Below are 14,761 nucleotides of genomic sequence, written 5' to 3'. Positions count from 1 at the left end.
GTCCCCCTTCTGGTGAGAACACCAAGGACTCGACCATGTACAAGTTCTTCTTCAACCTCGTCTTCAAGCGCATGGACCCGGAACAGGCCCACCACATGGCCTTCCGCTGGATCCGGCTCGCGGCCCGCGTCCCCGTCCTTCGCACGTTCGTCGCGGCCGTCCTCGCGCCGCGCCACAAGGAGCTGCGCACCGAGGCCCTGGGCCTGCGGATGCACGGCCCCTTCGGCCTCGCCGCGGGCTTCGACAAGAACGCCGTCGCGATCGACGGCATGTCGATGCTGGGCTTCGACCACATCGAGATCGGCACCGTCACGGGGGAGCCGCAGCCCGGCAACCCCAAGAAGCGGCTGTTCCGCCTCGTACAGGACCGTGCGCTGATCAACCGCATGGGCTTCAACAACGAGGGCTCGGCGGCCGTGGCCGAGCGCCTGGGCGCCCGCAAGGCCGTCTTCAAGACGGTCGTCGGCGTGAACATCGGCAAGACCAAGGTCGTCCCCGAGGAGGAGGCCGCCGCCGACTACGTGAAGTCGACCGAGCGACTCGCCGCCCACGCCGACTACCTCGTGGTGAACGTGTCGTCCCCGAACACCCCCGGCCTGCGCAACCTCCAGGCCACGGAGTCGCTGCGGCCGCTGCTCACCGCCGTACGCGAGGCGGCCGACCGCAGCGTCAGCGGGCGGCGCGTGCCGCTGCTCGTGAAGATCGCTCCCGACCTCGCGGACGAGGACATCGACGCGGTCGCCGACCTGGCCGTCGAGCTCGGCCTCGACGGCATCATCGCCACGAACACGACCATCGCGCGCGAAGGCCTCGGTTTGCAGTCCGAACCTTCGCTCTACGGAGAGACCGGCGGCCTGTCCGGAGCGCCCCTCAAGAAGCGCTCCCTGGAGGTCCTGCGCCGCCTCTACGCGCGCGTGGGCGACCGCATCACGCTCGTGGGCGTCGGCGGCATCGAGAACGCCGAGGACGCCTGGCAGCGGATCCTCGCGGGCGCCACCCTGGTGCAGGGCTACAGCGCCTTCATCTACGAGGGGCCCTTCTGGGCCCGCGCGATCCACAAGGGGCTCGCCGCCCGGCTGCGGACGAGCTCGTACGCCACTCTCGCCGAGGCCGTCGGCGCCGACGTAAGGAAGTCCGCATGAGTGCTCTCGAACCCTTCGGTACGCGTCTGCGTCACGCCATGGACGAGCGCGGGCCGCTCTGCGTCGGCATCGACCCGCACGCCTCCCTGCTGTCGGCCTGGGGCCTGAACGACGACATCGCCGGCCTGGAGCGGTTCACCGGGACCGTCGTCGAGGCGCTCGCCGGGACGGTGGCGGTCTTCAAGCCGCAGAGCGCGTTCTTCGAGCGCTTCGGCTCGCGTGGCATCGCCGTACTGGAGAAGGCGGTCCAGGAACTGCGCGCGGCCGGGGCCCTGGTCGTCATGGACGCCAAGCGCGGCGACATCGGCTCGACCATGGCCGCGTACGCCGAGTCCTTCCTGCACAAGGACTCACCGCTGTTCTCCGACGCCCTCACGGTCTCGCCCTACCTCGGCTACGGCTCGCTGAAGCCCGCCGTCGTCCTCGCGCGCGAGAACGGCACCGGCCTCTTCGTGCTCGCCCTCACCTCGAACCCCGAGGGCGCCGAGGTGCAGCACGCGGTGCGCGAGGACGGCCGCACGATCGGCGCGACGATGCTCGGGCACCTGGCGGACGAGAACGCGGGCGCGGAGCCCCTGGGGTCCTTCGGTGCCGTCGTCGGAGCCACGCTGGGCGACCTGTCCTCGTACGACCTCGCCGTCAACGGTCCGCTGCTCGCTCCCGGCATCGGGGCGCAGGGTGCCACTCCGGCGGATCTGCCGGGGGTCTTCGGGGACGCCGTGCGCAATGTCGTGCCGAGCGTGAGCCGGGGTGTCCTGCGTCACGGTCCCGACGTGGTGGGCCTTCGCGTCGCCGCGAGCCGCTTCGCGGACGAGATCCGTGCGGCCGTCGACTCGGCGTGAGGGTCCCTGAGGGTCCCTGAGGGTGTTTTTCCGTCTTCGAACGACGTGTCCGGCCACGTCCTTACGTTTCGTTGATGGCTCACCGGACCAAATCCGGGGTGAAATGCCCGGAATGTACACCTCGGCAGAGGCTGACCAGGACTTTTCGTCTGTTCTCGCTGACTCCGGCGGCCATGCCCGCTAGTCTCCGACGAGAGCGAACGGGCAAGTGCGTTGCACGTTGCTCACCAGGTGTGGGGCGACTAGGTTCCTCACCGGTCCGTATCCGACAGTTCGACATCCGAGGTGACGTAGGCGTGGCTCTTCCGCCCCTTACCCCTGAACAGCGCGCAGCCGCGCTCGAAAAGGCCGCCGCGGCTCGCCGGGAGCGGGCCGAGGTCAAGAATCGACTCAAGCACTCCGGCGCCTCGCTTCATGAGGTCATCAAGCAGGGTCAGGAGAACGATGTCATCGGCAAGATGAAGGTCTCCGCCCTCCTGGAGTCCCTGCCGGGCGTGGGCAAGGTCCGCGCCAAGCAGATCATGGAGCGTCTTGGCATCTCCGAGAGCCGCCGTGTGCGCGGTCTCGGCTCCAACCAGATCGCCTCCTTGGAGCGTGAGTTCGGCGGTGGCGCTGCCTGACGTTCTCAGGCACTCCTGAGAACCTGGATAATCGCTGCATGGCTGCAACATCCCGGGGGACGACCCCCGTGCCCCCGGACGTACGTCCGCGGCTGACCGTGCTCTCCGGCCCCTCCGGGGTCGGCAAGAGCACGGTCGTCGCTCATATGCGCAAAGAACACCCCGAGGTCTGGCTCTCGGTCTCGGCCACGACCCGGAAGCCGCGCCCCGGCGAGAAGGACGGCGTCCACTACTTCTTCGTCTCCGACGATGAGATGGACAAGCTGATCGCCAACGGCGAGCTCCTGGAGTGGGCCGAGTTCGCGGGCAACCGCTACGGCACGCCGCGGGGTGCCGTCCTCCAGCGCCTGGAGGCGGGCGAGCCCGTCCTCCTGGAGATCGACCTGCAGGGTGCGCGCCTGGTCCGCGACTCGATGTCCGAGGCGCAGCTGGTCTTCCTCGCCCCGCCGAGCTGGGAGGAGCTGGTCCGCCGGCTCACCGGCCGCGGGACCGAGGCGCCCGAGGTCATCGAGCGCAGGCTCGGCGCGGCGAAGATCGAACTCGCCGCCGAGGCCGAGTTCGATACGACCCTGGTCAATACCTCCGTCGAGGATGTGGCGCGTGAGCTGCTAGCCTTGATGAAAGTTGTTTGATCTTCTTCATCCTCAGTAACCCGGTTTGATCTTCTCTTTCCATTCGAAGGTCAATCCCCATCGGAAGGCAGAGAGTGTCCTCTTCCATCACTGCGCCCGAGGGCATCATCAACCCGCCGATTGATGAGCTCCTCGAAGCGACCGACTCGAAGTACAGCCTCGTGATCTACGCCGCCAAGCGCGCGCGCCAGATCAACGCGTACTACTCGCAGCTCGGTGAGGGCCTGCTGGAGTACGTCGGCCCGCTGGTGGACACGCACGTCCACGAGAAGCCGCTCTCGATCGCGCTCCGCGAGATCAACGCGGGTCTCCTGACGTCCGAGGCCATCGAGGGCCCGGCTCAGTAAATCGAGGGCCCGGCTCGTAAGTAGCCGCAGTTCTTACCTGTAGTTCTCAGTTCTTCACCACAGGCCCGGCAGCGCGACTGCCGGGCCTGTGGTGTGTCATGGAGTCGTACGTTCCCGAATGCGGGGATCACGAGTGCGGGGAGGCACGGTGGGCAAGCCCAAGGTCGTTCTGGGGGTCAGCGGCGGAATCGCCGCGTACAAGGCCTGTGAGCTGCTGCGGCGGCTGACCGAGTCGGGCCATGACGTACGCGTCGTGCCGACCGCGTCGGCGCTGCACTTCGTGGGCGAGGCGACCTGGTCGGCCCTGTCCGGGAACCCGGTGTCGACCGAGGTGTGGGACTCCGTCCACGAGGTGCCGCACGTGCGCATCGGCCAGTCCGCCGACGTCGTGATCGTCGCCCCCGCGACGGCCGACATGATGGCCAAGGCGGCCCACGGCCTCGCCGACGACCTCCTGACGAACACGCTCCTCACCGCCCGCTGTCCGGTGATCTTCGCGCCCGCCATGCACACGGAGATGTGGGAGCACCCGGCCACCCAGGAGAACGTCGCCACGCTGCGCCGCCGCGGCGCCCTCGTCATCGAGCCCGCCGTCGGCCGTCTCACGGGCGTGGACACGGGCAAGGGCCGCTTCCCCGACCCGGTGGAGCTCTTCGAGGTCGTACGCCGTGTCCTGGCCCGCGGCGATCTGGCCCAGGACCTCGCGGGGCGGCATGTCGTCGTCAGCGCGGGCGGCACCCGGGAGCCGCTCGACCCGGTCCGCTTCCTGGGCAACCGTTCCTCCGGCAAGCAGGGGTACGCCCTGGCCCGCAGCGCGGCGGCGCGGGGGGCCCGCGTGACGCTCGTGTCGGCGAACCCGGCCCTTCCGGAACCCGCGGGCGTCGACGTCGTGCCCGTCGGCACCGCCGTCCAGCTCCGCGAGGCGATGCTGAAGGCTTCGGCGGACGCCGACGCCGTGGTGATGGCCGCGGCCGTGGCCGATTTCCGCCCCGAGACGTACGCGACCGGAAAGATCAAGAAGAGGGACGGCCAGGAGCAGCCCCCGATCGCCCTGGTCCGCAACCCCGACATCCTCGCCGAACTCGCGGGCGAGAGGCCGCGCCCCGGCCAGGTCGTCGTCGGCTTCGCCGCGGAGACGGACGACGTACTGGCCAACGGCCGCGCCAAACTGGAGCGCAAGGGCTGTGACCTGCTCGTCGTCAACGAAGTGGGCGAGCGCAAGACGTTCGGCTCCGAGGAGAACGAGGCGGTCGTGCTCGGCGCGGACGGCAGCGAGACCCCCGTGCCGTACGGGCCGAAGGAAGCGCTCGCGGACACGGTCTGGGATCTCGTGGCTGAACGCCTGCCGAAGAGTTCCTGAAAGAATTGCGGCGCTCTCCGGACGAATCCCTGCCGAAACCCCACCGGACAGGGGCGAAAACCGGGGCGCGGATGACACAATCGCACCACTGGACGCCTCAAACCCGGGAAATTCGGGCGCGAGGCCCTCTGGTGGAGACCGATCGTCGTACCGCACAATGCAGTGCCGCAGGTCACAGCGCTCCCAAGTGGCGAGACACGTGGTCCGGCGGCCGAGTGCGACCGATAAACTGGTCTCGGACGACGCCGGGCGCAGCTCCCGGCCGTCCACCAATGATCAGCCAGCAGCCGCTGCAACCACAGGGAGCGATGTGTCCCGCCGTCTCTTCACCTCGGAGTCTGTGACCGAGGGTCACCCCGACAAGATCGCTGACCAGATCAGCGACACCATTCTCGACGCGCTTCTGCGGGAGGACCCGAAGTCCCGGGTCGCCGTGGAGACGTTGATCACCACCGGCCTGGTGCACGTGGCCGGCGAGGTGACGACCAAGGCGTACGCGCCGATCGCGCAGCTGGTGCGCGACAAGATCCTCGAGATCGGTTACGACTCCTCGAAGAAGGGCTTCGACGGCGCCTCCTGTGGCGTCTCGGTGTCCATCGGCTCGCAGTCCCCCGACATCGCGCAGGGCGTCGACACGGCGTACGAGCAGCGTGTTGAGGGCGACGAGGACGAGCTCGACAAGCAGGGCGCCGGCGACCAGGGCCTGATGTTCGGCTACGCCTGCGACGAGACGCCGGAGCTGATGCCGCTCCCGATCCACCTCGCGCACCGTCTCTCGCGCCGCCTGTCCGAGGTCCGCAAGAACGGGACCATCCCGTACCTGCGCCCCGACGGCAAGACCCAGGTCACCATCGAGTACGACGGCGACAAGGCCGTCCGTCTCGACACGGTCGTCGTCTCCTCCCAGCACGCCTCGGACATCGACCTGGACTCGCTCCTGGCCCCCGACATCCGTGAGTTCGTGGTCGAGGCCGAGCTGAAGGCGCTCCTCGACGACGGCATCAAGCTGGACACCGACGGCTACCGCCTCCTGGTCAACCCGACCGGACGCTTCGAGATCGGCGGCCCGATGGGCGACGCCGGTCTGACCGGCCGCAAGATCATCATCGACACGTACGGCGGCATGGCCCGCCACGGCGGCGGCGCCTTCTCCGGCAAGGACCCGTCCAAGGTCGACCGCAGCGCCGCCTACGCGATGCGCTGGGTCGCCAAGAACGTCGTCGCAGCGGGCCTCGCCGCCCGCTGCGAGGTCCAGGTCGCGTACGCGATCGGCAAGGCCGAGCCGGTGGGTCTGTTCGTGGAGACCTTCGGCACGGCCACGGTCGACACCGACAAGATCGAGGCCGCCATCTCCGAGGTCTTCGACCTGCGCCCGGCCGCGATCATCCGCGACCTGGACCTGCTGCGCCCCATCTACGCCCAGACCGCCGCGTACGGCCACTTCGGCCGGGCGACCCCCGACTTCACGTGGGAGCGGACGGACCGGGTCGAGGCGTTGCGGAAGGCTGCGGGGCTGTAACACCGCCTCGCTCAGCGAGTTCTGAGGAAGCCCGGTGCCCCTGGTGGGGGCGCCGGGCTTCGTCGTGCCGCGGCGGATATCGGGCTCGTGGTCGTGTCAGTGCGGTCTGGTAGGAATGCTGCTGTGAGCAGCGAGAACCAGAAGTCCGAGGGGGCCGGCGGGGGTGAGCCGCCGGAGCAGCTTGCGCTTATTCGGGATGCGGTGCGCAAGGCCGAGGTGCCGCGGGCCAAGCCGCGGACGTGGCGGGGGGCCGCGTTGGCGAAGAGTCTGCCGGTGGCCCGGGTGCTTGTGGACAAGGGGGTGCTGCATCTTGACCGGTACTTCGACTATGCCGTGCCCGAGGAGCTGGACGAGCAGGCTCAGCCCGGGGTGCGGGTGCGGGTGCGGTTCGGGGCCGGGGCGCGGAACGTGCGGGGCGGGCGGCGTGAGGGCGGGGGGCTGATCGACGGGTTTCTCGTCGAGCGGGTCGCCGAGACCGACTACTCCGGGCCGCTGGCCGCGCTCGCGCAGGTCGTGTCGCCCGAGCCCGTGCTGGACGGTGAGCTGCTCGGGCTGGCGCGCGCTGTGGCCGACCGGTATGCGGGGAGCCTCGCTGATGTGTTGCAGCTGGCCGTTCCGCCTCGGCATGGGCGGGCCGAGGCGCGGAAGTCGGGGGAGGCTCCGGCGCCGCCGGTCGCGCCCGAGGTGGGGTCCTGGCGGCGATATGGGCATGGGGCCGAGTTTCTGGGGGCGCTGGCCTCCGGGGGTGCGCCTCGGGCCGTGTGGACCGCCCTTCCCGGTCCTGAGTGGGCGGAGGAGATCGCCAGGGCCGTGCAGGCGACGCTCGCTTCGGGGCGGGGGGCGCTTGTCGTGGTGCCTGCCGGTCGGCCCGCGGCGCGGGTGGACGCGGCGCTGACCCAGCTGATGGGGGCGGGGCAGCATGCTCTGCTCACCGCTGACGTGGGGCAGGAGAAGCGGTATCGGGAGTGGCTCTCCGTGCGGCGCGGTGCCGTGCGGGCCGTGGTGGGTACCCGGGCCGCGATGTTCGCCCCCGTGCGGAACCTCGGTCTTGTCGTGATCTGGGACGACGGCGATGCCAGCCACAGCGATGACAACGCCCCCTTCCCGCATGTGCGGGAGGTGCTGGAGCTTCGGGCATCGCGGGACAAGTGCGGGTTTCTGCTGGGGAGTTGGAGTTGCACCGTTGAGGCGGCGCAGCTTGTGGAGAGTGGGTGGGCGGCGCCGCTGGTCGCCGATCGCGAGCAGGTACGGGGGAGTGCGCCGCTCGTACGGACCGTGGGGGACGGCGATTTGGCCCGGGACGAGGCCGCTCGGGCCGCGCGGCTTCCCACGCTGGCCTGGAACGCGGTGCGGGAGGGGCTGAAGCACGGTCCCGTCCTGGTGCAGGTGCCCCGGCGTGGGTATGTGCCGCGCCTCGCGTGCGAAAGGTGCAGGGAGCCCGCGCGGTGCCGGCACTGTGCGGGGCCGTTGGAGGCGCGGGACGGCGGCGGGCTGTGGTGCGGCTGGTGCGGGGTGGAGGAGGGTGCCTGGCACTGCGGGGAGTGCGGGGGGTTCCGGCTGCGGGCGCAGATCGTGGGGGCGCGGCGTACGGCCGAGGAGTTGGGGCGGGCTTTTCCCGCGGTGCCGGTGCGGACGTCCGGGCGTGAGCAGGTCCTCGACACCGTGACGGGTACTCCCGCGCTGGTGGTGAGCACCCCGGGGGCGGAGCCTGTCGCCGAGGGCGGTTATGCCGCCGCCCTGCTGCTCGACGGGTGGGCCATGCTGGGGCGGCCCGATCTGCGGGCCGGGGAGGAGGCGTTGCGGCGGTGGATCGGGGCGTCTTCGCTGGTGCGGCCCCAGGGGGAGGGCGGGACCGTGGTGGTCGTCGCCGAGCCGACCCTGCGGCCCGTGCAGGCCCTTGTGCGGTGGGACCCCGTGGGTCATGCGGTGCGGGAGCTTGCCGAGCGGGCCGAACTGGGGTTTCCGCCCGTGTCGCGAATGGCATCCGTGGCGGGGACGGCGGAGGCGCTCTCCGGGTTTCTCGCCGCGGCCGAACTGCCGGGGGACGCGGCGGTGTTGGGCCCCGTACCCGTGCCGGACGCGAGCCCCGGGCCCGTCCGGCGCGCTGGGGCTGCGCCGGCGGGGGAGCGGTGGGAGCGGGTGCTGATCAGGGTGCCGCCGGGCAGCGGCGCCGCGCTCGCCGCTTCGCTGAAGGTGGCGCAGGCCGCGCGGATGGCGCGGGGGGCGGCGGAGCCGGTGCGGATTCGGGTGGACCCGTTGGACATCGGCTAGGGCTCTCACCCGGCTTCCCGCCGGGGGGCCTCCTCACTGCCTGGGCAGAGGGCTTCGCTGCGCGGGGCTTTCCGCTGCGCGGGGCTTTCGCTGCGCGGGCTGCCCTGCGGAACGCCTGCCCACAACGACGGCAGGGCGGTGACGCCTGCCCGCCTCAGAGAACGACGGCGGCGGCTGTCCTCGCCGGGGGAACCGGTGGAGACAGCCGCCGCAATGCCGTGGTCAGCCGTTGCGCGGGCCTGGGAAAATGTTCGGGCGGGGGTCCTCGCGGAGGGCGGGGCTGCCTGCCGTGGGCTGGGTCGGCATCGCGCGGGCAGCGGGGACCGAGGGGAGCGGGGCGCCGACCGGGACCGGAGGGCGGGCGGCCGTGGGGGCGGGGATCGTCTCCGTGGCGCGCTCGGCTTCGGCCGCCGCCTGCGTGGTGGCCCGGCGGGCCCCGTAACGGCGGTGAACCGCCTGCTTGGTCACTCCGAGGGCCGAACCCACCGCGTCCCACGAGAAGCCCAGCGAGCGGTCGAAGTCCACGGCGGCGGTCACCAGCGTCTCGACGCTGTCCCGCAGTTCCTGGGCGAGGCGGACGGTCGGGGCAGGGGCACGCCCGTACACGACGAAGCCCGCGGAGGGGCTTGAGCGGCGCGGGCGGTAGACGTTGCCGAGCTGGGCGGTGAGCGTACGCAGTGCGTCCACCTGCCGGCGGACCCGCTCGATGTCCCGAACCAGGAGGTGCAGGCTGGCCCGTGCCTGGGCGTCGTGGGTTGCGTGGTCGGCCATGAACAAGCCTCTCGAACCGGCGTTGAAAAGGATCGGGCCGCATGCGCGGCCCGTTGTGGTCAACTCTTTCTTGACCAACGCGCTAGTTCGTGTGGGGTCACGGTGCGGGGGCGTGTACGCATCTGCACGGGGCGCGCGGCCACGCGTACGCCCCCGCTGCGAGCGGCGGGGGCCCTGCATGCAGCGGGAACCGGCGGGCGCTGAGCGGTGCTCGGTCTCGTGGCGGCTCCTGGCCCGGGGCGAGCCGGGAGACCTCGGCAGGAGGCCGGGAGCGGGGCTCTCGGAGCGGGAGTTGAGCGGGGAGTGGGCCTGTGGAGAGTCGAGGTCGGCTCCGAGTGTCAGGCGCGGGGAGCCGCGAAAGGGATCGTGTCCCGGGTTCTCGGGTGCGCGGGGTGGCGAGCCCCGCGGAGGGCCGTGTCTTCGGGTCGGGGGTGCGGACTGGGCGGTCACTGCGGAGAGCCCTCAGCCTCGGCTGTGCGGTGAAGGGAGCCCGCCGAGAGCCGCCCCCGCCCCCGTGGGGCGCGGGTTGGGGGAGGGGCTCTTAGACTGGTGCGCTCGCCGTACGTTTCCGTCCCGAGAGGCCGACAGCCACCGATGAAGCTCGTCTTCGCAGGCACCCCCGAGGTCGCCGTCCCCGCCCTGGACGCACTGATCGCCTCCGACCGGCACGAGGTGGCTGCCGTCGTCACCCGGCCCGACGCCCCCGCAGGCCGCGGCCGCAGGCTCGTCGCGAGCCCCGTCGCCCAGCGTGCGGAGGAGGCCGGGATCGAGGTGCTCAAGCCCGCGAAGCCGCGCGACGAGGAGTTCCTGGCGCGGCTGCGCGAGATCGGGCCCGACTGCTGCCCGGTCGTCGCCTATGGGGCTCTGCTGCCCAAGGTCGCCCTGGACGTCCCGGCCCGCGGCTGGGTCAATCTGCACTTCTCGCTGCTGCCCGCCTGGCGTGGAGCAGCGCCCGTGCAGCACGCCGTGATGGCGGGCGACGAGATCACCGGGGCCTCCACCTTCCTGATCGAGCAGGGGCTCGACTCCGGGCCCGTGTACGGGACGGTCACCGAGGTCGTCCGGGCCACCGACACCAGCGGTGACCTGCTCACCCGCCTCGCCTTCGCCGGCTCCGGACTGCTCGCCGCCACCATGGACGGCATCGAGGACGGCTCCCTGAAGGCCGTACCGCAGCCCGCCGACGGTGTCACCCTCGCCCCGAAGATCACCGTCGAGGACGCCCAGGTGGACTGGGCGGCCCCCGCCCTCCGCGTCGACCGTGTCGTCCGTGGTTGCACCCCGGCGCCCGGCGCCTGGTCCGTGTTCCGTGGCGAGCGACTGAAGATCATCCAGGCCGCGCTCGTCGCGGACCGCACCGACCTCGCGCCCGGCGAGCTCGCCGCCGCAAAGAACAACGTGTACGTCGGCACCGGCTCGCACGCCGTGGAGCTGCTCTGGGTCCAGCCGCAGGGCAAGAAGCCGATGCGCGGCGCCGACTGGGCGCGCGGGGTGCGGATCGCCCCGGGTGAGCTGCTCGGCGCGACCGACGTAGGCTGAACAGGTTCGGCCCCCACCCATCAGCGGAGCACCTTTGAACGACCAGCCCAGCCGGCGTCCCCAGAAGCAGGGCAACACCGGTAAGCCCGCCGTCAAGCCGGGCAAGCCCGGCAAGCCTCATCGTCGGCCCAAGAAGGATCCCGTCCGGTTCCTCGCCTTCGAGGCGTTGCGGGCCGTGGACGAGCGCGACGCCTACGCGAACCTCGTCCTGCCGCCCCTGCTGCGCAAGGCACGCGACAAGGGCGACTTCGACGCGCGTGACGCGGCGCTCGCCACCGAGCTGGTCTACGGGACGCTGCGCAGGCAGGGAACGTACGACGCGATCGTGGCCGCCTGCATCGACCGGCCGCTGCGCGAGGTCGACCCGCCGGTCCTCGACGTGCTGAACATGGGCGTTCACCAGTTGCTCGGGACGCGCATCCCGACGCACGCCGCCGTCTCCGCGTCCGTGGAACTGGCACGGGTCGTACTGGGCGACGGGCGGGCCAAGTTCGTCAACGCGGTGCTCCGCAAGGTCGCCGCCGATGATCTCGACGGGTGGGTGGCGAAGGTCGCGCCCTCCTACGACGAGGACGCCGAGGACCACCTCGCCGTCGTCCACTCCCACCCGCGCTGGGTCGTCTCCGCGCTCTGGGACGCGCTCGGCGGCGGCCGCGCGGGCATCGAGGACCTTCTGGACGCCGACAACGAGCGGCCCGAAGTGACCCTCGTGGCCCGACCGGGACGCTTCACCGCCGATGAACTCCTCGACACCGTGGGCGAGGAATCCGCGCTGCCGGGGCGCTGGTCGCCGTATGCCGTGCGGCTCAGCGAAGGCGGCGAGCCCGGGTCGATCGAGGCCGTGCGCGACGGCCGCGCCGGTGTCCAGGACGAGGGCAGCCAGCTCGTCGCGATCGCACTCGCGAACGCCCCGGTCGAGGGGCGCGACGAGAAGTGGCTCGACGGATGCGCGGGCCCCGGCGGCAAGGCCGCCATGCTCGCGGGCCTCGCCTCCGGGCGGGGCGCCGCCCTGCTCGCCGCGGAGAAGCAGCCGCACCGTGCCCGCCTCGTCGCGCAGGCCCTGCGGGGCAACCCGGGCCCGTACGAGGTCATCGCCGCCGACGGCACCCGGCCGCCGTGGCAGCCCGGCACCTTCGACCGGGTCCTGATGGACGTGCCCTGCACGGGACTCGGCGCCCTGCGACGCCGCCCCGAGGCCCGCTGGCGCCGCCGCCCGGAGGACCTGGAGGGCTTCGCGCCGCTCCAACGGGGGCTGCTGCGCACCGCGTTGGAGTCCGTGCGCGTCGGCGGCGTCGTCGGCTACGCCACCTGTTCACCGCACCTCGCGGAGACCCGCGCCGTCGTCGACGACGTGCTCAAGCAGCACGAGGGGGCCGAGCTCATCGACGCGCGGCCGCTGATGCCGGGCGTTCCCGCGCTCGGTGACGGGCCCGACGTCCAACTGTGGCCGCACCTGCACGGCACGGACGCGATGTACCTAGCCTTGATCCGGCGGACCGCCTGAGGCAGCCTTCGCGGGAGCCGGCGTACGGGAAGCCGCCGGGTCCTTGCTCAGGGCGTGAGGCCACCACACCTTCGGGCCCACGTCCAGGAACAGCGCGGTGACCAGGACGGACCGTACGACGAAGGTGTCGAGCAGGACGCCGAGCGCGACCGCGAAGCCGATCTCGGCGAACGCCACCATCGGGAGCGTGCCGAGCGCGGCGAACGTGCCCGCGAGCACAAGGCCCGCCGAGGTGATCACCGCGCCGGTCGCTGCGAGGCCCGTCACCACGCCCGCACGGGTGCCCTGGCGGCCCGCTTCCTCACGGATGCGGGTCGACAGGAAGATGTTGTAGTCGATGCCGAGCGCCACCAGGAACACGAAGACGAAGAGCGGGAAGTCCGTGGACTCGCCCGCGTAGTCGAAGAGGTGGCGGAAGGCGAGCGCGCTGATGCCGAGCGCGGCGGAGAAGGAGAGCACCACCGTCGCGATCAGGAGCAGCGGCGCGACCAGGGCGCGCAGCAGCACCGCGAGGATCAGCAGGACGACCACGAGGACGAGCGGGATCACCAGCTTGTTGTCGTGAGCCGTCGCGCGGTCCATGTCCAGGAGGGCCGCCGTGCCGCCGCCCACCTTGGCCTCCGCGTCCGGCACGGCGTGCACCGCGTCGCGCACCCGCTCCACGGTCTGCTTGGCCGCCTCGCTGTCGGAGGGGTCGGTCGGTGTCGCCTCGAACAGGACCCGGCCCCCGGCCTCCGCCTTGGTCCCCGGCGGCACGCCGACGCTCGCGGGGTCCACGCCCCGCGTCCCGGCTACGGCGTCGCGCACCGCGTCGCCCCGGTCCGCCTGCGCCACGATCACCAGCGGGTCACCGCTGCCCGCGGGGAAGTACTTCCCCTGCACCTCCTGGCCCACGATCGAGTCCGGCTTGTCCGTGAAGGAGTCGGCGTTGCTGAGCCCCTCGGCGCGCAGCTGCGTCAGGCCGAGTGCCAGCGCCGCGAGCGCCACCGCCGTGATGCCCCAGGTCAGGCGCGGGCGATGGGCGATACGGCGGCCCATGCGGGCCCAGACGCCGCGCTCGGTGGGCTCCTGCGAGCCGTTGTGCGGGATCAGCGGCCAGAACAGCCACCGGCCGCAGACCACCAGGAGCGCGGGGAACAGCGACAGCATCGCCAGCAGGGCTACCGCGACGCCGATGGCGGCCACGGGGCCAAGACCGCGCGTCGAGTTCATGTCGGCGGTGAGCAGGACGAGCATGCTGACCACGACCGTGGCGCCGGACGCGATGACCGCGGGGCCCGCCCGGTGCAGGGCGAGCTGCATCGCCTCGTGCCGGTCCTCGTGGCGGCGCAGTTCTTCGCGGTAGCGAGCGACCAGGAGCAGGGCATAGTCCGTCCCCGCGCCGAAGACGAGGACCGTCAGGATGCCCGCGCTCTGGCCGTTGACCGTCAGGCCCGCGTGCTCGGCCAGGAGATAGATCAGCGCCTGCGCGGCGAACAGGGAGACGACCGCCGCGAGCAGCGGGACGAACAGCAGGACCGGGCTGCGGTAGGTGATCAGGAGGATGACGATGACGACGCCGGCCGCCGAGAGGAGCAGCGTCGAGTCGATGCCCTCGAACGCCTCGGAGAAGTCGGCCGACGTACCGCCGGGCCCCGTGACGTGCACCGAGAGACCGCCAGAACTCTCACCCACACGCTCACGCATGGACTCGACGGCGGGCGTGATCCGCTCCCAGCCCTTCTCGTCCATGGTGATGGGCACGAAGATCTGCGCCGCCTCGGCGGCGGCGGGCCTCTTCGTATCGAAGAGCGGGCCGCGGGTCTCCTGGCCCCGCACGCCGTGGGCGCGCAGCTCCTTGAGCTCGCCGAGGTCCTCGGAGATCCGCGCGCGGTCCTCGGCGGTGAGACCGCCGTCGCGGGCGTACACGACGATCGCGGGGATCTGTTCGGGCCTGAACTCCTCGGAGATGTCCAGGACTTGGGTGGATTCCGCGGACCCCGGCAGCCAGGACGACGCCTGGTTGTCCTGGGCGTCCGTGAGCTTCTGTGCGAGCGGTGCGGCGGCCACGATCACCACCAGCCAGAACAGCACCACGAGCCACTTGGTGCGCCGCCCGCACACCAGCCAGGCCACGCCACGGCCCGCCCTGCGCTGTCCGTCCGACTGCCCGTGCGACCGCACGTCCGACGGTTCGTCCGACCGTTCGTCCGGCATGGCTACCCCCGCTGCCCC

General features: G+C 71.6%; 12 protein-coding genes. 10 read left to right on the top strand and 2 right to left on the bottom strand.

Translation table 11 applies throughout. The annotated features are described in order from the left end of the window. The first annotated feature begins 35 nt into the window (after window positions 1–35). The 8 genes from ACIBCK_RS19270 to ACIBCK_RS19235 all read left to right on the top strand — a co-directional run bounded on the left by ACIBCK_RS19270 (window position 36) and on the right by ACIBCK_RS19235 (window position 8,733). Complete coding sequence (locus tag ACIBCK_RS19270; RefSeq protein ID WP_399391716.1) at window positions 36–1,142, top strand: quinone-dependent dihydroorotate dehydrogenase; 1,107 nt, start codon at window positions 36–38, stop codon at window positions 1,140–1,142. After that, window positions 1,139–1,984, top strand: coding sequence for an orotidine-5'-phosphate decarboxylase (pyrF, locus tag ACIBCK_RS19265; protein WP_399391714.1), 846 nt, complete (start codon window positions 1,139–1,141; stop codon window positions 1,982–1,984). Before ACIBCK_RS19270 ends, pyrF begins: the two co-directional genes overlap by 4 nt. 296 nt (window positions 1,985–2,280) lie before the next feature. Beyond that, complete coding sequence (locus tag ACIBCK_RS19260) at window positions 2,281–2,604, top strand: integration host factor (protein WP_005319887.1); 324 nt, start codon at window positions 2,281–2,283, stop codon at window positions 2,602–2,604. A 38-nt stretch (window positions 2,605–2,642) separates the two neighbouring features. Continuing rightward, complete coding sequence (gene gmk, locus ACIBCK_RS19255; protein ID WP_367039911.1) at window positions 2,643–3,236, top strand: guanylate kinase; 594 nt, start codon at window positions 2,643–2,645, stop codon at window positions 3,234–3,236. A 74-nt stretch (window positions 3,237–3,310) separates the two neighbouring features. Beyond that, complete coding sequence (gene rpoZ / locus ACIBCK_RS19250; protein WP_005319902.1) at window positions 3,311–3,583, top strand: DNA-directed RNA polymerase subunit omega; 273 nt, start codon at window positions 3,311–3,313, stop codon at window positions 3,581–3,583. A 148-nt stretch (window positions 3,584–3,731) separates the two neighbouring features. Further along, window positions 3,732–4,943: a bifunctional phosphopantothenoylcysteine decarboxylase/phosphopantothenate--cysteine ligase CoaBC gene (coaBC, locus tag ACIBCK_RS19245; protein WP_399391712.1), complete on the top strand. Its 1,212-nt coding sequence runs from the start codon at window positions 3,732–3,734 to the stop codon at window positions 4,941–4,943. Between the two features lie 310 nt (window positions 4,944–5,253). Beyond that, entirely contained in the window at window positions 5,254–6,462 is a 1,209-nt protein-coding gene (gene metK, locus ACIBCK_RS19240; protein WP_399391710.1) for a methionine adenosyltransferase, read from the top strand. A gap of 123 nt (window positions 6,463–6,585) precedes the next feature. After that, complete coding sequence (locus ACIBCK_RS19235; RefSeq protein WP_399391708.1) at window positions 6,586–8,733, top strand: primosomal protein N'; 2,148 nt, start codon at window positions 6,586–6,588, stop codon at window positions 8,731–8,733. A gap of 222 nt (window positions 8,734–8,955) precedes the next feature. Here ACIBCK_RS19235 and ACIBCK_RS19230 read toward each other — a convergent pair whose 3' ends face one another. Next, window positions 8,956–9,504 carry a hypothetical protein gene (locus ACIBCK_RS19230; RefSeq protein ID WP_367039899.1) on the bottom strand — a complete coding sequence of 183 codons (549 nt, stop codon included), beginning with the start codon at window positions 9,502–9,504 and terminating at the stop codon, window positions 8,956–8,958. 594 nt (window positions 9,505–10,098) lie between these two features. On the opposite strand from ACIBCK_RS19230, the gene fmt reads away from it, so the two are divergent. Next, a complete protein-coding gene (gene fmt, locus ACIBCK_RS19225; RefSeq protein WP_399391706.1) occupies window positions 10,099–11,043 on the top strand; it encodes a methionyl-tRNA formyltransferase in 945 nt (314 codons plus the stop codon). 34 nt (window positions 11,044–11,077) lie between these two features. After that, window positions 11,078–12,547 carry an RsmB/NOP family class I SAM-dependent RNA methyltransferase gene (locus tag ACIBCK_RS19220; RefSeq protein WP_399391704.1) on the top strand — a complete coding sequence of 490 codons (1,470 nt, stop codon included), beginning with the start codon at window positions 11,078–11,080 and terminating at the stop codon, window positions 12,545–12,547. On the opposite strand, the gene ACIBCK_RS19215 is transcribed toward ACIBCK_RS19220, so the two are convergent. Continuing rightward, on the bottom strand, window positions 12,521–14,743 hold the full coding sequence (locus ACIBCK_RS19215) for an MMPL family transporter (RefSeq protein ID WP_399391703.1): 2,223 nt from the start codon (window positions 14,741–14,743) through the stop codon (window positions 12,521–12,523). The genes ACIBCK_RS19220 and ACIBCK_RS19215 overlap by 27 nt on opposite strands. Window positions 14,744–14,761: the final 18 nt, after the last annotated feature.

The sequence above is a fragment of the Streptomyces sp. NPDC051218 genome (assembly GCF_044455475.1).
In the GTDB taxonomy this organism is placed as follows: Bacteria; Actinomycetota; Actinomycetes; order Streptomycetales; family Streptomycetaceae; genus Streptomyces.
This window is presented reverse-complemented; position numbering and strand designations above follow the sequence as displayed.

Bases quoted from the DNA above. Each gene is read 5' to 3' on its own strand.
- ACIBCK_RS19230 (WP_367039899.1), bottom strand. From the start codon at position 9,504: ATGGCCGACCACGCAACCCACGACGCCCAGGCACGGGCCAGCCTGCAC.
- fmt (WP_399391706.1), top strand. From the start codon at position 10,099: ATGAAGCTCGTCTTCGCAGGCACCCCCGAGGTCGCCGTCCCCGCCCTG.
- ACIBCK_RS19215 (WP_399391703.1), bottom strand. From the start codon at position 14,743: ATGCCGGACGAACGGTCGGACGAACCGTCGGACGTGCGGTCGCACGGG.
- ACIBCK_RS19270 (WP_399391716.1), top strand. From the start codon at position 36: ATGTACAAGTTCTTCTTCAACCTCGTCTTCAAGCGCATGGACCCGGAA.
- gmk (WP_367039911.1), top strand. From the start codon at position 2,643: ATGGCTGCAACATCCCGGGGGACGACCCCCGTGCCCCCGGACGTACGT.
- pyrF (WP_399391714.1), top strand. From the start codon at position 1,139: ATGAGTGCTCTCGAACCCTTCGGTACGCGTCTGCGTCACGCCATGGAC.